The organism is Shewanella sp. 3_MG-2023 (assembly GCF_030548765.1).
In the GTDB taxonomy this organism is placed as follows: Bacteria; Pseudomonadota; Gammaproteobacteria; order Enterobacterales; family Shewanellaceae; genus Shewanella.
Map to the genome: position 1 here is coordinate 80,920 of NZ_JAUOSH010000008.1, position 20,827 is coordinate 101,746.

Here is a 20,827-nt window from a genome sequence, read left to right on the forward strand (position 1 = left end):
ATTCACTGAGAATGCCTGTTTTTAAAGACAAAAAAAAGCCGTTATTACTAAATGATAACGACCTTTTTATTGGTAATGTTTACATCATGGTAGTGATAACATCGCTAAAAATTGACCCGTAAATGTTGCACCCAAGAAGTTAACAAGCGAGCTAGCAATAACGGCACGTATATTAAGCTCAGCAAGCTCATGGTGACCACTAGGCACCATTGAACCAGCTAATCCAGCTAATCCAGCTAATCCAGCTAATCCAGCTATTAGCATAGCCATAGCCATAGCCATAGCCATAGCGGATAAGTGAGCAGCGCCACATAATGCCAATGCAAGGATAACCACTATTTTTAGATACAAAAAAGGCCGTTATTAATAAATAATAACGGCCTTTTGACTAACCAAGCTTAACTCATAGCAGATATTAAATCGCTAAGAATAGACCCGCTAATGTTGCACTCATTAAGTTAGCAAGTGAACCGGCAATAACAGCACGGATACCAAGCTTAGCAAGGTCATGACGACGACTAGGCGCCATTGAACCTAAACCACCTAATAGAATAGCAATAGATGATAAGTTAGCGAATCCACATAATGCGAATGAAATGATAGCTTTAGTTCTATCAGACATCATCATGCCAGTCTCAGCAACTACCTTGAAACCTTCTGCAGACGCATCAAGTAAGTAAGGAGCAAAGTTAAGATAAGCAACGAATTCGTTTACAACAATCTTTTGACCGATGAAAGAACCAGCAACAAGTGCTTCGTTCCAAGGTACACCGATTAAGAATGCTAAAGGCATGAAAATGTAACCAAGAATAAGTTCTAAAGTAATACCTTCAAGACCAAACCAACCAGTTACACCACCGATGATACCGTTGACCATTGCAATTAAACCAACGAAGGCAATTAACATTGCACCCACGTTTAGTGCTAAATGCATACCAGATGAAGCACCGCCAGCAGCAGCGTCTAATACGTTAGCTGGTTTATCAGGATCTTCAGGAAGATCTGACATGTCATTTTTAGCTTCTTCAGTTTCAGGATGCATTAGTTTAGCCATCATCAAACCACCAGGAGCCGCCATGAATGATGCAGCAACTAAGTATTCAATTGGTACACCCATTTGCGCGTAACCGGCTAATACTGAACCCGCGATTGATGCTAAACCACCAACCATGATTGCGAATAATTCAGAGTTAGTCATAGTCGCAATAAATGGACGAACAACTAGTGGCGCTTCAGTTTGACCAACGAAAATATTCGCTGTCGCTGACATAGACTCAGTACGGCTAGTACCTAATGCTTTTTGCAAGCCACCACCGATGAGACGGATGATCCACTGCATAATGCCTAAGTAGTAAAGCACTGCGATTAATGAAGAGAAGAACACGATAACGGGTAAAACATTTACCGCGAAAATAAAGCCAACTTTGAATTGAGCTAAATCGCCAAATACGAAGTTAATGCCCGATTGTGCATAACTAATTACACTAGATACGGCATCTGACATACCTTGTAAGATATCTTTCCCCACTGGTACGTATAAAACGAAACCTGCAAAGAATGCTTGAATAGCTAAAGCACCACCAACAGTACGCACATTAATTGCTTTTCTGTTATTTGATAGTGCATAACCGATTGCTAGTATGGTAACCACACCTACTAGACTCATTAGTATATCCATTAATCACGACCCTTTTTTAATTTGTTAACGATATGTATAATTGTTGTTAACTCACCTATTTTCAGTTAGTGATTATAACTGACGAGCGGATGAAAATCGTGGATTAGTTCATAGTTTTAGAGTTTAATTTCAGGATCTTATCCCACAGCAACGCCCATCAACTACGGTGTTTAAAAAAAAAGAATTACAGCTCAAACAGTTGTCGAGCATTTAACCCCAACTGTTCCATAATTAAAACAGTGGTTTTTTTTTGTAATTTTGCTATCTGTTCAACAAAACTTATTATCTGAAGCGGAGTATTTCGTTTATCTGGTGAATTATAGGGCGCCATGCTGGGAGAGTCGGTTTCTATTAGGAAGTGTTTAATATCAACTTCTGTAACCGTTTTTTGTAACTTTTTGGCGCTAGGGTTCATGATTAACCCACCTATTCCCAGTTTATAGCCCAGTTCAATATAAGATTTTGCCAACTCTGGGGCGCCATAAAAGCCATGAATAACCCCACCTTTAGGGTTAGGGTATTTTTTCAACATGGCTAATAGCTGTGGATGAGCTTTTACGGCATGTAAAATCACCGGTAATTGCCAATCAATTGCTGATGCTAATTGAGCCTCGAGTAAATCCAACTGTGATTGAGACCAATGTCGAAGCTTATCTAAACCACATTCCCCCAGGGCAACAAACCTTGGATTAGGCCTATGTTTAGCGATGAGATTATTTAACGCCGCCACTGCTTGAGAAATGTCAGCAGGTACATACCAAGGGTGGATACCTAAGGCAAAATAGCAGTCAAACTCGCTGGTAACCTCTAGCTGTTTAGCCCAAGATGACTCACTCACCCCTGGAATAATGACGTTGTCGATCCCGTTTGCGCGCATCTTTGCAAACAAAGCAGCTCTATCGTGGTCAAAATCCACAAGATCAAGGTGGGCATGGGTATCTATCATCACTTTCCCTCAAACAAATAACTTTACTGCAAATCACAGCTAATGCAGCAAACCTGCTTAGCACTTTTTACGTTACTCATCTTGCCACTATAGAATAAAATTAGCCTCAAGCTTAAATCACAGCCAATAAAAAAGGCGGTTAGACCGCCTTTTAACATCAAACACCCCAGTGATTAGTTTTCGCGAGTTTTAGCGAACTCTACATCAGGGTAACGTTCCATGGATAAATTCAGATTTACCATAGTCGGTGCAATATAAGTTAGGTTATTACCACCATCTAAGGCTAAATTGCTGCTGCACTTACGACGGAACTCTTCGAGTTTACGCTCATCTTTACAGTAAACCCAGCGGGCGGTTGAAACACTAATGCCTTCATAAATCGCTTCGACGTTATATTCACTCTTAAGGCGTCCAACAACCACTTCAAACTGCAGTACGCCAACTGCACCCACAATTAAGTCGTTGGTATCTAGCGGTCTAAAGACTTGAACAGCGCCTTCTTCGGCAAGCTGTACGAGACCTTTAAGCAATTGCTTTTGCTTTAACGGATCTTTTAAGCGAATACGGCGGAACATTTCAGGGGCAAAGTTAGGAATACCAGTAAACTTAACTTTTTCACCTTGGCTGAAAGTATCACCAATTTGAATGGTGCCATGGTTATGTAAACCGATAATATCACCTGGGTAGGCTTCTTCAACTTGCTCACGATCACCAGCAACGAAGGTTAACGCATCAGAAATACGCACATCTTTACCGACACGTACATGATGCATTTTCATGCCTTTCTCGTACTTACCAGACACAATACGCATAAATGCGACGCGGTCACGATGCTTAGGATCCATGTTCGCTTGGATTTTGAAGATAAAGCCAGAGAACTTTTCTTCTTCAGCATGAATATCACGTACTTCAGTGGCGCGAGGTTGAGGCTTAGGTGCCCACTCAGTTAAACCGTCAAGTATATGATCAACACCAAAGTTACCTAATGCGGTACCAAAATAGACAGGTGAAAGTTTACCGGCTAGAAACGCCTCTAAATCGAACTCATGTGATGCACCGATCACAAGTTCTAATTCTTCACGTAATAACTCAGCAAGTTCAGCACCAATTGCTACATCAAGTTCAGGATTATCAAGGCCTTTCACTGTACGCACTTCTTGAATTTTATGCCCTAAACCTGACTGGTATAAAATTGCTTCGTCGCGATGGATATGATAAACCCCTTTAAACGACTTACCACAGCCAATCGGCCAAGTGATTGGCGCACATGCGATTTTTAGCTCAGTTTCAACTTCGTCCATCACTTCCATAGGATCGCGAATATCACGGTCACATTTATTCATGAATGTCACGATTGGTGTGTCACGTAAACGGGTAACTTCCATTAGTTTACGGGTTCGGTCTTCGACACCTTTGGCCGCGTCGATCACCATAAGACATGAGTCAACAGCGGTTAAGGTACGGTAAGTATCTTCAGAGAAGTCTTCGTGACCTGGAGTATCAAGTAGGTTTACTAGGCAATCACTGTAAGGAAATTGCATTACCGAAGTAGTAATAGAAATACCACGGTCTTTTTCCATTTCCATCCAGTCAGATTTTGCATGCTGTTTAGAGCCACGACCTTTAACGGTACCTGCAGTTTGAATTGCTTGTCCGAATAAAAGTACTTTCTCAGTAATAGTGGTCTTACCGGCATCAGGATGCGAAATAATCGCGAAGGTACGACGTTTATCGACCTCTACTGTTTGAACTGACATGGTTTACTTGCCCTAGCATAATAAAAAGGCGCAAATTATAGCGTTTCCCATCTAGGTTGGCTAGGTAAACTCACTTAAACCCAAATGGTGATGGTTTAAAAAACTCAAAAACCCAAAAGGCTAATGCCGATGCATTAGCCTTTGTGCTGAGCTAACAATTATTATTAATTAGCGACTGTAGATTGTTCAAGTATTTGCAGCGCTTGGGCTAGCTCTATTCTGGCATAACGATGTTCAACAAAATCATAAATATTTGTTGCCAAGCTTAAGCGATAATAATCCGCTGCCAGTTGATAATCTTTTTGCTCCACCGCTTTTTTAGCTAGGTAGAAATAGGCTTCACACAGACGCTCAGCATACTCCTGAGGTTGAGTCAGGTTGACTTTAGCTGCATCAAAAACTTGCTCTTTAGTCAGCTTACCAAGGTAATAATCAATGATGACTGAAGACCACGCCTGATCGTTAAGCGATTGGCGGTTAGTTAATAGCTCGGCTTGCGCTGCTTGCTGATCTGTCGGCACTTGCACTAGGTATAACCACAAAGCACGATAACCATCAGCAGGTGCTTGGGCCAAAAATGTGCGCATATCTTCAGTGGCTAACTCATAGCGTTCACCGTAATACAAAGCAATACCACGGTTGAGATAAGCATAATCGTATTGGGGGGATAACTCTAAGACCCCATCAAAAGACTCATAAGCAGGTTCAAACTCGCCTTCTTGGGTGTAATAAATCCCTAAGAAATTATATGCATCAGCAAGATTAGGTTGTAATTTTATCGCTTGGTGAAAATCAATTTTAGCTAGTAGTCGTAGGCCAACACTATCGTAGATAACACCACGGTCATAATGAAAGCGTGCTCGTTGCTCAGTGGTTAATTCCATAGAGGCTAAAATGTCATTGAGCTTAGCTAAAGTGACTTCTAACTTGTAATCAGGCACTTTGGGAGAAACCATCACTTTGCCTGACGCTGCGCTATTATCATTGCCTGAAAGTGAAGCACAACCTGACAATAACATACTGGCACCGACACATAATGCTACCACAGTGGTCCGTAATTTATGTTCCATTTAAATACCTTATCAGGTTCTATAGTTAGTTTGCATCATATCAACCAATAGCGCCAAGGGCTACGCAGTTAAAGATAAATTTATCATTGGCTAAATTTTGCCAATAAAAAAGGAGAGCCTTAGCTCTCCTTTATCGATTAGATTAACTGAGTTAATCTAACAACTATTCTGCAGCAGGTTCTGCTTTAGTAACAGCTTCTTTGATAGAAAGTCTTACACGACCTTGACGGTCAACTTCCATCACTTTAACGTCAACTTCTTGGTTCATCTCAAGGTGGTCAGAAACGTTAGCAACACGCTCTTCACTGATTTGAGAAATATGAACTAAGCCATCTTTACCAGGTAAGATGTTAACGAATGCGCCAAAATCAACGATACGGATAACTTTACCTTTGTAGATACGGCCGACTTCAACTTCAGCAGTAATCTCTTCGATGCGACGGATAGCTTCTTTAGTTGCTTCACCATTTGAAGAAGCAATTTTAACAGTACCGTTGTCATCTAATTCAATTGTTGTACCGGTTTCTTCAGTAAGTGCACGAATAGTTGCACCACCTTTACCGATAACGTCACGAATTTTTTCAGGATTAATCTTGATAGTCGTAATACGTGGAGCGTGATCAGAGATATCTTCACGTGCGCCACCAATTGCTTGGTCCATCACGTTAAGAATATGAACACGAGCGCCGTATGCTTGTTGCAGAGCGATATCCATGATCTCTTGAGTGATACCTTCAATCTTGATATCCATCTGCAGAGCAGTAATACCATCACGGGTACCAGCTACTTTAAAGTCCATGTCACCTAAGTGATCTTCATCACCTAAAATGTCAGAAAGAACAACAAAGTCGTCGCCTTCTTTAACTAGACCCATTGCGATACCAGCAACTGAACTCTTGATTGGTACACCCGCATCCATTAATGCTAATGAAGTACCACAAACAGAAGCCATAGAGCTTGAGCCGTTTGATTCAGTAATTTCTGAAACAACGCGGATGCTGTATGGGAATTCTTCAGCTGAAGGCATAACGGCATTCATACCACGCCAAGCTAGCTTACCGTGACCGATTTCGCGACGCTTAGGTGAACCTACCATGCCAGTTTCACCAACTGAGTATGGAGGGAAGTTGTAATGAAGCATGAAGCGGTTAGTACGCTCGCCCATGATGCTATCAATTTTCTGTGCATCACGTTCTGTACCTAAAGTACAAGTAACTAACGCTTGAGTTTCACCACGAGTGAATAATGAGCTACCGTGAGTACGTGGAAGTACACCAGCAAGTACATTCAATGCGCGGATCATATCTGGTTCACGACCGTCGATACGTGGCTTGCCACTGATAATACGACCACGAACAATGTTCTTCTCTAAGCTACCAAGTAAGTTATCAACTTCACGTTGATCAACATCTGCGTTTTCAGCAACTAATGCCGCTTTTGCTGCTGCTTTAACAACACCAACTTGCGCATAACGATCTTGCTTAACTTCAATTTGGTAAGCTTCAGTCATGCCAACTTCAGCTAAATCTTTAATTTTAGCAACTAAGTCTTGATCTTGAACAGGAGCAGTCCAATCCCAAGTAGGCTTGCCCGCTTCAGCTTTAAACTCAGCAATCGCATCAACCACAACTTGTTGTTGATCGTGACCGTAAGTTACCGCGCCTAGCATGATTTCTTCAGCAAGTGACTTAGCTTCAGATTCAACCATCAATACAGCGCTTTTAGTACCTGCAACAACAAGATTTAAGTCGCTTTCAGCAACTTGATCTACTGATGGGTTAAGTAAGTATTCACCGTTGATATAACCAACACGTGCAGCACCTAATGGTCCATTGAATGGAATACCAGAAATAGCCAGCGCTGCTGAAGTACCAATCATAGCCACAATGTCTGGCTCAATTTGTTGGTCTACAGAAACAACAGTAATAATGACTTGGACTTCGTTTTTAAAACCGTTAGGAAATAAAGGACGAATTGGACGGTCGATTAAACGAGCAATAAGCGTTTCGTCTTCATTTGGACGACCTTCACGCTTAAAGAAACCACCAGGGATCTTACCAGCAGCGTAAGTCTTCTCTTGGTAGTTAACTGTTAGTGGGAAGAAATCACGGCTTAAATCCGCAACTTTTTTACCAACTACAGTAACAAGGACAGTTGTATCGCCCATGCTCGCTAGTACTGCAGCATCAGCTTGACGTGCAATAACACCTGTTTCTAAGGTGACAGTATGTTGACCATACTCAAAACTCTTTACAATTGGATTCACGTGACCCATTCCTTAATTATTGACCTTTAAATTACGCGCACAAGTATACTTCAATTTTTTATAATAGTTAAAGGTCATCGCCATATCAGTCTAAAAAATAATTTATATTTTGCCTTTTAAGGTCGATATGGTTATATGAATTCATATCTCATGGCAATATAAAATGATAATAACAATGCCCTGGCCGAAAAATAGGCTTTAATCCTTGGGCTAAACGCTATACTTAATGACTTTTTGAACAAATTTATCTACAGTGAAAGGTAGAAAATACCTAACAATAACAAGCAGGTTTTTTAGGTAATTTAAGATTTTGTTAGCCCGCCAACAAAAGTAAGCTCAACGTTATTGCAAATGGAAATAAAATAATGCCGCCACAGTTTAAGTCTTTGACATGGAAGCAAACAAATTTAGTGGTGTTCACAGCATTATTTTTTGCTATTGCTATTTTTATTGTCGAGCTTGCACTGGTTGTTATTACCACCAAACAGCAAATCCAGGCCTCCCAGCAAGAACTCGTCAATTCTGTTGAACAAACCATATCTAATGTGGTGTGGGCTTTAGATGACAAACAGACCCAGCAAAACTTAGAAGGTATTATAAAAATTGATGATATTCGTTCTGCTATCATCACCTTAGATGACAATTCCTTGTATGTTGAAGCAAGTCATCAGGCCAAACGATATCCAACTTACTATGACAGTTTGAGTTACTTGCTCTTTGATGAGTTAAAGGAAATCTCACGACCTTTGTATCGACCGCACTATTTTGAGGGCGATAAAAAACAGCAACAAATTGGCACCTTATCTATCCATTACGATATTCAAGCAATGACCAATAATTTGTTTAACCGACTTCAGTTAAGTTTTATCGCCACCTTAGCCAGAGCCTTATTGCTCACTTTAGTGCTCACGATTGTGTTTCACCGATTCCTCACTCAGCCAATCGCGCAGATCAGCGAAGCCATTGATAACATTGATCCTGAATTACCGGATGAAAACCTCATTCCCATAACCTGTGCCCATAAAGATGACGAGCTTGGACTTGTCTCCACAAAATTAAATCAAATCTTATTGCAGTTCAGTCAGGCTCAAAACAAATTACGAAAAATGGCCACCCGAGATCCTCTCACTAATTTGCCCAATAGAACCCTACTACTTGAAACATTAAGTGTCACCATACAACGTGCGCGCGTTCACAAACGCCAATTCGCACTATTATTTATTGACCTCGATAGATTTAAAAATGTAAATGACTCTTTAGGGCATACTATCGGTGATCAATTCCTTGTAAGAATAGCCCGAATTTTAGAATCGGGCATCGCTGATAAAGGCAGCGTGGCCCGCCTAGGAGGTGATGAGTTTGTTATCGTTGCAGATGATATAAAAACCCCGCAACACGCCGCTGATTTCGTTGAACAGCTGTTAAAGCAACTCAATATGCCAATACAGCTGAATGAGCATACGATTCACCCTGCGGCCTCGATTGGTATTGCGATATACCCTGAAGATGGCCAAGGCGCTGAGGATCTTATCCGGCACGCCGATATTGCCATGTATAGCGCTAAAGCTGCGGGTTCAAACCAGTGGGCCTTTTTCAAGCAGCAAATGACCGAACATGCCGCTCTTAGATTAAAAACCGAGGCCTCTTTACACAATGCGCTTAAGCGAAATGAATTTAGGCTTTATTTTCAGCCCAAATTAGATCTTAAAACTAATGAAATTGTCGGCTGTGAAGCCTTAATCCGCTGGCAAAAAGACGGCAAACTTGTGCCACCCATGGCGTTTATTCCTATCGCTGAAGAAACTGGCATTATCATTCCCATCGGCAGATGGGTTATTGAACAAAGTTGTAAGCTGCTCCGTGAGTGGGAGAAAAAATACAATCGCGTCATTCCCATTGCGGTAAATGTCGCTTCACAGCAGTTTGCTGATGCAAGCTTGGTATCCGATATCAAACAATTGGCGCTACGTTATCAAATTCGCCCCGAGTTATTGGAAATCGAAATAACCGAAACATCACTGATGAATGATATCACTCAAGCCATCGCTAAACTCGAACAACTTAAAAGTGCCGGTTTTGGTATTGCCGTGGATGATTTTGGTACCGGCTATTCATCTTTGTCTTATTTACGCCGTTTGCCTATTACCACAATGAAAATCGACCGCTGCTTTGTCTCTGACTTACCCCATGATGGCGCCATCGCCTCCACTATTCTAATGCTAGGGCAACAGCTAAATCTGGATATTGTTGCAGAAGGGATTGAAAACCAAGCGCAGCTGGCATGGCTACAACAACATCATTGCCAAGTTGGTCAGGGGTTTCTATTTAGTAAACCTTTACCACAAGACGAGTTTGAAGCGCGCTATTTTGGTGAGCAGCAGGTAAAGGTAGAGCAGGCGTAAACAAGAATGCTAGTTAAACTACATTTATTTTAGCCAATAAAAAAGGAGGCATAGCCTCCTTTTTTACGGTTTGATCTACTTACCGCAAGCAATAAGCAAATTAAACGTCGTTATTAACGACGTAAACCTAACTTCTGGATTAGAGCAGTATAACGAGCTACGTCAGTACGCTTAAGGTAAGCAGTAAGCTTACGACGTGCGCTAACCATACGTAGTAGACCACGACGTGAATGGTGATCATGGATGTGCTCTTTGAAATGACCTTGTAGATGGTTAATCTGTGCAGTCAATAAAGCTACTTGTACTTCAGTTGAACCAGTGTCGTTTTCACAACGTGCGAATTCAGCTACGATTTTAGCTTTTTGTTCATTACTTAGTGACATAAATATCTCCAGAAAAAATTAAATTATCTCAAGCCGATCACTAACTCAGCCTGAGGGCGCGATATATTAACCGAAAGCGCAGCTTACCGCAATAAAAAATCTGCATATCCGACTGCGGCAATCTTGCCACAGTAAAATATACAGATTGATATAGATTAAACTAACAAGTTAGAGCCACTACTCTTGACTGTGGTCAACCACTAATCTTTTGGGTGCGAGTAAGCCATCATCATTTTTAAAGCCAATGCCAATAAACTTTCTTGACTCACCTAAAGTGATCCGTAGAAGTTGATCATCTAGCACACCTTCAGCCTGAACAGGTTGGCCTTGTAAAATATAATGAGCACTGGTCTCAGGTAAATTTACTTCAGCAAAGTTCGCGACCGCGGTATCCATTGGTAATAGTAATGGGTCTAATACATTACTTGAAGGTATTTCAGACTTTTCAGCCTCACCTACCATCGCCATCAATTGCTCTAAGGTCACCATTTTTTCATATGGATAGTCAGCAACTTGAGTACGTCTAAGCATAATGACATGAGCCCCACAGCCTAGCATTTCCCCTAAATCATCAACGATGGTGCGAATATAAGTACCTTTAGAACAATGAATGTCTAAGGTTAACTCATCACCTTCTAAGCCGACGTATAGCAACTCAAACACATTAATTGGTCGGGCTTCACGGGGGACTTCAATGCCTTCACGTGCATATTTGTATAAAGGCTGACCTTGATACTTTAATGCCGAATACATAGAAGGAACTTGCATGGTTTTACCACGAAAGTGTTCAAGTGACACTTCAAGCTTTTCTTGGGTAAAATTGACAGGTCTTATCTGCACAACTTCACCGTCAGAATCACTGGTATCAGTTCTTTCACCTAACTTGGCCGTCACTAAATAACGCTTATCAGCATCAAGTAAATGTTGAGAAAACTTGGTTGCTTCACCTAAACAAATAGGTAGCATCCCGGTTGCCAATGGATCCAAAGCGCCAGTATGGCCGGCTTTGTTAGCTTGGTAGAGACGTTTGACACGTTGCAAAGCATGGTTAGAACTGATGCCAGTTCCTTTATCTAATAGCACTATGCCATCAATAAAACGCCCTTTGCGACGACGAGCCATTAGTCTTTTCCTTCTGTATTTTCTTCAGCGTCAGTTGATTCTTCAGAACCAAACTTTTCTTGCTTTGCCTTATCACTCGTAATCACTTGGCTTACTAAGTTAGACATACGCATACCTTCAACTAATGAACTGTCATAGACAAAACGTAGTTCAGGCATAACACGTAGCTTCATGCGGCCAGCAATTAGTGTTCTGATGTAAGGAGCTGCTGCAGCAAGTGCTTCGACTTTTTGATCGACTAATTCACGATCTTCTTCAAAGAAGGTCACAAATACTTTTGCATAGCTTAAATCTCGTGACACATCAACATCGTTTACTGTAACAAAACCGATGCGAGGGTCTTTCATATCGCGCTGTAACACCATAGCAAGCTCTTGTTGCAGCTGCTGCGCGATTCGACGAGTACGACTAAATTCTTTTGCCATAATATTGTTACCATAGCCTTATATAAATAAAAAAGGCGGCTTACGCCGCCCTTTCTGTGTTACAGCGTTCGGGCCACTTCGACCGTCTCGAAGACTTCAATCTGATCGCCCACTCGGACGTCATTGTAGTTCTTCACACCGATACCACATTCCATGCCGTTACGAACATCAGCAACGTCATCTTTAAAGCGTCGTAATGATTCTAGCTCACCTTCGTAGATAACCACGTTGTCACGTAGTACACGGATAGGAGCGCTACGCTTGATGGTACCTTCGGTAACCATACAACCGGCAATTGCACCAATCTTAGGCGACTTAAATACATCACGAACTTCTGCCAGACCAATGATTTGTTGCTTGAATTCAGGAGCAAGCATGCCCGTCATCGCCGCTTTAACTTCATCAATCAAGTCGTAGATAACGCTGTAGTAGCGTAAATCAACACTTTCAGAATCGATAGTCTTACGCGCTTGTGCATCAGCACGCACGTTGAAACCAACCATGATGGCATTTGAAGCTGCAGCTAGCGTAGCATCAGTTTCAGTTAATGCACCAACGCCACGAGCGATGATATTAACTTTAACTTCATCAGTAGACAGTTTAGCTAATGATTCACAAATTGCTTCAAGTGAGCCTTGAACGTCTGCTTTAAGAACGATGTTAAGTTCTTGCACTTCGCCTTCGGTCATGTTCGCGAACATGTTTTCAAGCTTAGATTTTTGCTGACGTGCTAGTTTAACATCACGGAATTTACCTTGACGATAAAGTGCAACTTCACGTGCTTTACGCTCATCACGAACAACTGTTGCTTCATCACCAGCTGAAGGTACACCTGAAAGACCTAAGATCTCTACAGGGATTGATGGACCAGCTTCAGTAATTGCTTTACCGTTCTCGTCTTTCATTGCACGGATTTTACCGTACTCAAGACCACATAGAACGATATCGCCTTGGCGTAAAGTACCTTCTTGAACAAGTACAGTAGCAACTGGGCCACGACCTTTATCCAATTTAGATTCAATAACAACACCAGCAGCCATACCTGAACGGTCAGCTTTAAGCTCTAATACTTCAGACTGAAGTAAAATGCCTTCAAGTAATTCGTCAATACCGGTACCCGCTTTAGCCGAAACGTTTACGAACATGTGTTCGCCGCCCCAATCTTCAGACATAACACCGTGTTGAGCTAATTCACTCTTAACACGCTCTGGGTCAGCTTCTGGCTTATCCATTTTGTTCACTGCAACGATTAACGGCACGTTACCAGCTTTAGCATGTTGAATCGCTTCGATAGTTTGCGGCATAGCACCATCGTCTGCAGCCACAACCAAAATAACAATATCAGTTGCTTTAGCACCACGAGCACGCATTGACGTAAACGCCGCGTGACCAGGAGTATCTAAGAAAGTGATCATGCCATTTTCAGTTTCTACATGGTATGCACCAATATGCTGGGTAATACCACCGGCTTCACCGTCAGCAACTTTGGCACGACGAATGTAATCAAGTAATGAAGTCTTACCGTGGTCAACGTGACCCATGATGGTAACGACTGGAGCACGAGTCTCTAGTACCACATTTTCTTCATCACGATCACCAAGTACTTGATGCTCTAATTCGTTTTCACGAAGAAGAATAACCTTATGACCCATTTCTTCAGCAACCATTTGTGCTGTTTCTTGGTCTAAGATTTGGTTAATGGTAACCATAGAGCCCATTTTCATCATCTGCTTGATGATTTCAGTGGCTTTAAGAGACATACGTTGAGCAAGTTCAGCAACAGATACTGTTTCACCGATACGTACTTCGCCTTTAACCACAGCAACAGGTTTGTTGAAACCATGTGCCATAGATTCAGGAGCAGTGCTCTTGTTACGTGCAGCATTGCTACGGTTATCACGACCGCCTTTGCCACCACGTTTCTTGTTAGCATTCTTGTTACGTGCACGACGGCCACGTTTTTCATCGTTAGCATCTGAAGTATCTTCAGCAGCACGCGCCGCTTTAGAGGTAGTCACATGGTGATCACCGTTCTTTTCAGCTTCAATACGTTGACGCTCTTCTTCAGCCCAACGCTTTGAGTTTTCTTCAGCTAACTTGCGAGCAGTTTCAGCAGCTAATGCCGCTTCTTCTTCTTGCTTTTTCTTTAATGTCGCTTCTTGAACCGCTTTAAGGCGATCAGCTTCTACTTGCGCAGCAGCAGACTCAGGATCTTCAGCTTTAGCTGCTTTGGCTTTAGCCGCTTCAGCTTCTTTCTTCGCTTTAGCTTCTGCATCTTTTTTCGCTTTCGCTTCTGCGTCCGCTTTAGCCTTAGCTTCTGCAGCAGCTTTCGCCGCAGCTTCTGCTTCTTGCTGCTTTTGCGCTGCTAGTTCAGCTTCTTTCGCTGCATCGCTATCGTCACGTTTAACAAAAGTACGTTTTTTACGTACTTCAACTTTAACGTCTTTAGATTGCCCGCCACCGGCATTAACACTGAGTGTTGAAACGGTTTTGCGTTGTAATGTCATTTTTTGCGGCGCTTGATCGCCACCGTGTTGCTTTTTCAAGTGATCAAGCAATGTTTGCTTTTCAGCTTCTGAAACTGAATCAGCTTTGGTTTTCTTGATCCCTGCGTCGGCAAACTGTTCAATCAGTCTGTCTACATTTTTGCCCACTTCCGCGGCCAATTTATCTATACTTGTATCTGCCATCAATTAAATCCCCCTGTTGATCGACTTATGCTTCTTCGCCAAACCAACAGATATTACGGGCAGCCATGATGAGCTCACCTGCTTTTTCTTCTGTCAATTCTTCAATATCAATTAAATCGTCAATGCCTTGTTCCGCTAAGTCTTCTAAGGTAATTACACCCTTACTTGCAAGAACATATGCTAAATGCTTTTCTAAACCATCTAACGCTAATAAATCTGCAGCCGGTTCAGCACCATCAAGTGCTTCTTCTGACGCTAATGCTCTAGTTGAAATCGCCGCTTTTGCACGTTCGCGTAGCGCAGTTACGATGTCTTCGTCAAAACCATCAATGTCTAATAATTCTGTTTCAGGTACGTAAACAATTTCTTCTAAAGACGTAAAGCCTTCTTCTGCAAGTACTGTTGCAAAATCTTCGTCAACTTCAAGTGTTTCAACAAATAAGTTAACGATTTTAGCGCTTTCAGCCTGATGCTTCTTGTTAAGGTCTTCAACAGTCATTACGTTTAATTCCCAGCCTGTTAACTGAGTCGCTAAACGTACGTTTTGACCATTACGACCAATCGCTTGTGCTAGGCTGTCTGCTTCAACAGCAATGTCCATTGAGTGGTTGTCTTCATCAACAATAATTGAAGCAACATCAGCAGGTGCCATTGCGTTAATAACGTATTGTGCTGGATTGTCATCCCACATAACGATATCAACACGCTCACCACTTAACTCATTTGAAACAGCTTGAACACGTGCGCCACGCATACCAACACAAGCACCGATAGGATCGATACGTTTGTCATTGGTTTTCACGGCGATTTTAGCGCGAGCGCCTGGGTCACGTGCTGCACCCATGATTTCAATCACTTCATCTAAGATTTCAGGTACTTCTACTCTGAATAACTCAATGATCATTTCAGGCTTGCTACGCGTTAAAAATAACTGCGCACCGCGAGCTTCTGGGCGAACTGCATAAAGTAAAGCACGTACACGGTCACCAGGACGGAATGATTCACGGCTAATGATGTCTTCTTTGTAAATAACACCATCAGCATTATTACCTAGATCAACAACAACGCTTTCACGGGTGCTTTTCTTAACGACACCAGTAACAATCTCGCCTTCACGTTCAATGAACTGTTCAACGATTTGAGCGCGTTCAGCTTCACGTACTTTTTGTACGATAACTTGCTTCGCGGTTTGCGTCGTAATACGGTCAAACACAACTGAATCGATTTCATCTTCGATGAACTCACCAGGTTGAATTTCTGGATTTTCATATCGCGCAGCTTCAAGTGTGATTTCGCTGTAAGGGTTTTCTAAAGCTTCACCTTGATCATCGACAACCATCCAACGACGGAAAGTGTCGTAGTGGCCAGTTTTACGGTCGATAGCAACGCGAACTTCAATTTCGCCTTCATACTTTTTCTTAGTTGCAGTGGCTAGAGCAATTTCTAGCGCTTCGAATATTTTTTCACGCGGGACGGCTTTTTCATTTGATACCGCCTCTGCGACTAGCAGAATCTCTTTATTCATTATGTCTTGCCTCGTTCACCTTGAAACTATCAAAACTTCGCAATAATGTTGCCTTTGCGTACATTATCTAAAGCCACTATCAAATCTTCACCATCTACGTTTATCGTTAGCATTTGCCCTTCGATTGCCGTGATGACACCTTTTAAATTACGACTACCCGCTACTGGCATCGTCAATTGTACTTTTGCATCTTCGCCAATATATGCAGCGTATTGCGCTGCAGTAAATAAAGGTCTATCAACCCCAGGCGAAGAAACTTCTAATGTGTATTCTGTCGAGATTGGGTCTTCAACATCTAGAACAGCACTAACTTGACGGCTGGCTTCGGCACAATCTTCGATATTGACACCACTTTCACCATCAATAAATACACGTAATATTGAATGACGCCCAGCATGGACAAACTCAATACCCCAAAGTTGAAAACCAATAGCCTCAACAGGTACTGTCAGCATTTCTGTCAGTTTAGTTTCTAATGTTGCCAAAAATGACCCCCAAAAACGAAAAAAAGGGCATAAGCCCCAAAAAAGTCCGTATAATCACGGAGTTACCAAGCTCCATATAACAAAAAACCCCGTAATGACGAGGTCTTAATATAGAACCTTTTAATTGAAGAATGTTTTACGCAATTTCGTAAAATCAATCGACAATAAGCTGGTTGCGGGGGCCGGATTTGAACCGACGACCTTCGGGTTATGAGCCCGACGAGCTACCAAACTGCTCCACCCCGCGTCAACTTGCGCAATTATATTAACTTACGTCTTCTCTTGCAATGATTAATCCAATTAACTTTGATTAATCAAATTTGGTGCGGATGGTGGGACTTGAACCCACACGAGCATAGCTCACCACCCCCTCAAGATGGCGCGTCTACCAATTCCGCCACATCCGCATATGTAACTGTTACTATTTTCTATTAGCTAATCTGAGGTTAAGTTTGAGAGAGGGAAACTTAACTTAGCTAATAGAGACAAGACTTAATGGAAGCAACAAACTATGTTGCCTCAATTTGTTGTTTAGTCTGGAATCTTTGTTTCAGTTTGAGTAGGAGCTTGTTCAACTTGCTCTACTGCAGAACCTAAATCATTCCATGCATCATCTTGCTTTGAATGGTTAGCACTTAAGTTACCTAATACTAGGCTTAAAGTGAAAAAACCAATCGCTAGCACTGCTGTGCTACGTGTCAGGAAATTACCTGAACCGCCTGAGCCAAATAGAGTTCCTGATGCACCAGCACCAAAAGAAGACCCCATATCAGCTCCTTTACCTTGCTGAAGAAGGATTAGGCCAACAAGACCAATCGCAACAACCAAGTAAACTACAATTAAAACTTCATACATAATATTAAGCGCTCATCGCTATGGAACATAAACTTAAAAACTCGCTAGAGTTTAAGCTAGCACCGCCAATCAGTCCACCATCAACATCTGGCTGTGCAAAAATATCGGCTGCATTTGAAGGCGTAACACTACCACCGTACAAAATACGAATATTTTCTCCGATGAACGGCGACACTTCAGAAAGTCTTTGACGAATAAACGCATGGACTTCTTGTGCCTGCTCTGGAGTTGCACTCTTACCAGTACCTACAGCCCATAAAGGCTCGTAAGCAATAATGGCATTATCAAAAGCCATGGTGCCATTCTTTTCAATCACAATGTCTAACTCTTCGGCAATCACTTCAAAAGTACGTCTTGCTTCACGAGCTGGACCAGATTCACCAACACAAAGAATCGGCGTTAAACCATGTTTCTGTGCTGCAGCAAATTTCTCTGCAACGATATTACTTGTTTCGCCATACATACGACGGCGTTCGGAATGGCCGATAATCACATATCGACATCCTGAATCTTTTAGCATTTTACCGGAAACTTCACCAGTGTAGGCTCCAAAGTCATGCTGACTAAGGTTTTGTGCGCCCATTCTTACAAGCGCGCCATCTAAGGTTTGCTTATTTGCTTCAAGTAGTTGTCTTACACTTTCAAGGTAAATTGAAGGTGGACACAAAACTACTTCAGCAGAATCATTTTGGAGCTTTGTAGCGAACTTGCTGAATAACTCTTGGGCTAAAGCCGAACTGCCATTCATTTTCCAGTTGCCAGCTACCATAGGACGTCTGAGTGCCATTACTGTCTCCTTTCAAAGCGGCGTGAATAATAACGAACCACCAAACAAGTTACAATACCTAAGTTAGGAATAATTACTATAACGTGTCAGAGTGTTGTTTTTTTACTCGGTACGATTAAGTATTAATAAATAAACAATTAATATATAACATTTAGGATTTACTAACGCGTTGCACTGCATCAGCAATCTGTTGTGCAAAAGATGTGACCAATGCCACATCTTCACCTTCAACCATCACCCTTATTAAGGGCTCAGTGCCGGATTTTCTAAGTAAAACTCGACCGGTTTTACCTAATAGCTGCTCTACATGCTGCAGGGTAGTGATGACCGCTGACGCTGATAATGGATCAGTCTCACTATTAAAAGTGACATTAATTAATACTTGAGGCAACATTTTTAGCGGTTTAACCAACTGTGCTAACGATAATTGTTGCTGCTGCATTGCCGCTAACACTAAAATTCCCGCCACGATACCGTCCCCTGTCGTGCCGTGATCTAAATCGAGTATATGTCCAGAGCTTTCGCCGCCAATACGCCAGTGGTGTTGACGCATCAACGCCATGACATAACGGTCACCTACTTTTGAGCGCATAAAGGGGATATTCAATCTCTTAAGTGCCAACTCCAAGCCTAAATTTGACATCAAGGTGCCAACAACCCCGCCCTTCAAAGTGCCATTATTAAGCGCATTAGCGGCAAGCACATAAAGAATTTGATCGCCATCAATCACATTACCTTGGTGATCCACCATCATGATCCTATCACCATCGCCATCTAAGGCAATGCCGACATCAGCCTGTTCTAGCAGCACTTGCTCGCATATTGACGCCATGGATGTCGCGCCAACATTGTCATTAATATTTAATCCATTAGGTTTATCACCAATGGTGATCACTTCTGCGCCAAGCTCTTTAAAAACACTAGGAGCAATGTGATATGTTGCGCCGTGAGCGCAATCAACCACAATTTTAAGCCCAGCTAAAGTCAGCTCAGCAGGGAAATGACCTTTACAATATTCAATGTAGCGCCCTGCTGCATCATCAATTCTTGCCGCTTTGCCCAATAAATGAGACTCAACACAAACTAAGTCTTTGGTAAGTTCATGCTCTATTTCTAATTCAAGCGCATCATCTAACTTACTGCCGTCAGCTGAAAAAAACTTAATACCATTATCGTAATAGGGATTATGGGAGGCACTAATAACAATGCCAGCTTCGGCCCTAAAAGTTCGGGTTAAATAAGCAATAGCTGGCGTCGGCATAGGCCCAACCAATAATACATTTAAGCCAGCGGCAGATAAGCCGGCTTCCAGTACGGATTCAAACAGGTAACCCGAAATCCGTGTGTCTTTACCGATAATCACTTTCTTGGTGCCACTGCGTGAAAGCACCCTTCCCGCTGCCCAGCCAAGCTTAAGAGCAAGCTCGGGGGTCATTTTACCCGCGCCGACCTTGCCCCTAATACCATCAGTTCCAAAAAATTGTCTTTGCTGCATGTGTACCTCTCAAAGTGAATTCATACCACTTGATAACGTAACCTAGGCAAAAAATGCATGTTTAAAATGACTGAAAAGGTTAGTTATGTAAACTTGCCATTGTCGCTGACATCACAGTGAGTGCATCCACGGTTTCTTCAACATCATGTACCCGTATAATTTGCGCCCCTTGCTGCGCCGCAATCATCGCCCCAGCAAGACTACCCGCTAAGCGATTATTAATATCACGCTGTAATAAATCCCCGATCATGCTTTTTCTTGATAAACCTACCAGCACGGGAAAATGCAAACTATGTAGTTCCGGTAACTTGGCTAACAGCTGATAATTATGCTCAAGAGTTTTACCAAAGCCAAAGCCTGGATCTAAAATGATATTTTCTCGAGACATACCTGCTGCTAAACAATAATCTACCCTTAGCGACAAAAAGTCATTAACTTGTTGGATAACATCGTCGTATTCTGGTGAGTCTTGCATATCTTTTGGTTGCCCTTGCATATGCATTAAACATACGGGCACATCGAGCATAGTTGCCATTGCCAGCGCGCCGGGCTCTTGTAGCGCACGAACATCATTAATAATATGGGCGCCTGCAGCAACTGCTTTTTCCATGACTTGCGGCTTACTGGTATCGATTGAAATCCACACATCATGGTTTTGGGCAGTATATTCGATGACAGGAATAACTCTAGCGAGCTCTTCTTCTAAAGTAACTGCTGTAGCACCTGGTCTGGTTGACTCGCCGCCAATATCAACTATTTTAGCCCCTTGACTGATGACTTTATCAACTTGCTGACAAGCACTTTCAAACGTGGCATGTTGACCGCCATCAGAAAAAGAATCTGGGGTTACATTAATGATAGCCATAACAATCGGACTGGCTAGCGAGAGGGTTTTATCTCCCGATTTAAGTTCAAACACACAACCTCACTTATACTCAATT

General features: G+C 42.2%; 17 protein-coding genes and 2 tRNA genes. 1 reads left to right on the forward strand and 18 read right to left on the reverse strand.

Annotation, left to right across the window (positions count from 1 at the left end):
• Window positions 1-84: 84 nt before the first annotated feature.
• The 6 genes from Q4591_RS06495 to pnp form a co-directional block, all read right to left on the reverse strand.
• Window positions 85-351 carry a hypothetical protein gene (locus Q4591_RS06495; RefSeq protein WP_303460030.1) on the reverse strand — a complete coding sequence of 89 codons (267 nt, stop codon included), beginning with the start codon at window positions 349-351 and terminating at the stop codon, window positions 85-87.
• A gap of 64 nt (window positions 352-415) precedes the next feature.
• Window positions 416-1,678: a NupC/NupG family nucleoside CNT transporter gene (locus tag Q4591_RS06500; protein WP_102439553.1), complete on the reverse strand. Its 1,263-nt coding sequence runs from the start codon at window positions 1,676-1,678 to the stop codon at window positions 416-418.
• A 184-nt stretch (window positions 1,679-1,862) separates the two neighbouring features.
• Window positions 1,863-2,624 (reverse strand): TatD family hydrolase, encoded by a 762-nt coding sequence (locus Q4591_RS06505; RefSeq protein WP_102439554.1) that lies wholly within the window; start codon window positions 2,622-2,624, stop codon window positions 1,863-1,865.
• Between the two features lie 173 nt (window positions 2,625-2,797).
• The gene (prfC, locus tag Q4591_RS06510; protein WP_076542871.1) at window positions 2,798-4,381 is read right to left on the reverse strand and encodes a peptide chain release factor 3; all 1,584 of its coding nucleotides are present in this window, start codon (window positions 4,379-4,381) and stop codon (window positions 2,798-2,800) included.
• Between the two features lie 164 nt (window positions 4,382-4,545).
• A complete protein-coding gene (nlpI, locus tag Q4591_RS06515) occupies window positions 4,546-5,451 on the reverse strand; it encodes a lipoprotein NlpI (protein WP_102439555.1) in 906 nt (301 codons plus the stop codon).
• A 163-nt stretch (window positions 5,452-5,614) separates the two neighbouring features.
• Window positions 5,615-7,717 (reverse strand): polyribonucleotide nucleotidyltransferase, encoded by a 2,103-nt coding sequence (pnp, locus tag Q4591_RS06520; RefSeq protein WP_102439556.1) that lies wholly within the window; start codon window positions 7,715-7,717, stop codon window positions 5,615-5,617.
• Between the two features lie 365 nt (window positions 7,718-8,082).
• Between pnp and Q4591_RS06525 the strand changes: the two genes are divergently transcribed.
• Complete coding sequence (locus tag Q4591_RS06525; RefSeq protein WP_303460033.1) at window positions 8,083-10,119, forward strand: bifunctional diguanylate cyclase/phosphodiesterase; 2,037 nt, start codon at window positions 8,083-8,085, stop codon at window positions 10,117-10,119.
• 113 nt (window positions 10,120-10,232) lie between these two features.
• Here Q4591_RS06525 and rpsO read toward each other — a convergent pair whose 3' ends face one another.
• The 12 genes from rpsO to folP all read right to left on the reverse strand — a co-directional run bounded on the left by rpsO (window position 10,233) and on the right by folP (window position 20,805).
• Window positions 10,233-10,502, reverse strand: coding sequence for a 30S ribosomal protein S15 (rpsO, locus tag Q4591_RS06530; RefSeq protein WP_076542867.1), 270 nt, complete (start codon window positions 10,500-10,502; stop codon window positions 10,233-10,235).
• A gap of 177 nt (window positions 10,503-10,679) precedes the next feature.
• Window positions 10,680-11,624, reverse strand: coding sequence for a tRNA pseudouridine(55) synthase TruB (truB, locus tag Q4591_RS06535; RefSeq protein WP_303460038.1), 945 nt, complete (start codon window positions 11,622-11,624; stop codon window positions 10,680-10,682).
• Complete coding sequence (gene rbfA / locus Q4591_RS06540; RefSeq protein WP_102439559.1) at window positions 11,624-12,049, reverse strand: 30S ribosome-binding factor RbfA; 426 nt, start codon at window positions 12,047-12,049, stop codon at window positions 11,624-11,626. Before rbfA ends, truB begins: the two co-directional genes overlap by 1 nt.
• Before the next feature lie 59 nt (window positions 12,050-12,108).
• On the reverse strand, window positions 12,109-14,739 hold the full coding sequence (gene infB / locus Q4591_RS06545) for a translation initiation factor IF-2 (RefSeq protein ID WP_102477160.1): 2,631 nt from the start codon (window positions 14,737-14,739) through the stop codon (window positions 12,109-12,111).
• Between the two features lie 25 nt (window positions 14,740-14,764).
• Window positions 14,765-16,264 (reverse strand): transcription termination factor NusA, encoded by a 1,500-nt coding sequence (gene nusA, locus Q4591_RS06550; protein WP_076542863.1) that lies wholly within the window; start codon window positions 16,262-16,264, stop codon window positions 14,765-14,767.
• A 29-nt stretch (window positions 16,265-16,293) separates the two neighbouring features.
• Window positions 16,294-16,749 (reverse strand): ribosome maturation factor RimP, encoded by a 456-nt coding sequence (gene rimP, locus Q4591_RS06555; protein WP_076542862.1) that lies wholly within the window; start codon window positions 16,747-16,749, stop codon window positions 16,294-16,296.
• Window positions 16,750-16,919: 170 nt separating this feature from the next.
• Window positions 16,920-16,996: transfer RNA gene (locus tag Q4591_RS06560), tRNA-Met, on the reverse strand.
• A 74-nt stretch (window positions 16,997-17,070) separates the two neighbouring features.
• A tRNA-Leu gene (locus Q4591_RS06565) sits at window positions 17,071-17,156 on the reverse strand.
• A gap of 124 nt (window positions 17,157-17,280) precedes the next feature.
• Complete coding sequence (secG, locus tag Q4591_RS06570) at window positions 17,281-17,604, reverse strand: preprotein translocase subunit SecG (protein ID WP_076542859.1); 324 nt, start codon at window positions 17,602-17,604, stop codon at window positions 17,281-17,283.
• A gap of 4 nt (window positions 17,605-17,608) precedes the next feature.
• Complete coding sequence (gene tpiA, locus Q4591_RS06575; protein ID WP_076542857.1) at window positions 17,609-18,391, reverse strand: triose-phosphate isomerase; 783 nt, start codon at window positions 18,389-18,391, stop codon at window positions 17,609-17,611.
• Between the two features lie 151 nt (window positions 18,392-18,542).
• Window positions 18,543-19,886 carry a phosphoglucosamine mutase gene (gene glmM / locus Q4591_RS06580; RefSeq protein WP_303460041.1) on the reverse strand — a complete coding sequence of 448 codons (1,344 nt, stop codon included), beginning with the start codon at window positions 19,884-19,886 and terminating at the stop codon, window positions 18,543-18,545.
• Between the two features lie 79 nt (window positions 19,887-19,965).
• Window positions 19,966-20,805, reverse strand: a complete 840-nt coding sequence (gene folP / locus Q4591_RS06585; RefSeq protein ID WP_102437915.1) for a dihydropteroate synthase — start codon at window positions 20,803-20,805, stop codon at window positions 19,966-19,968.
• Window positions 20,806-20,827: the final 22 nt, after the last annotated feature.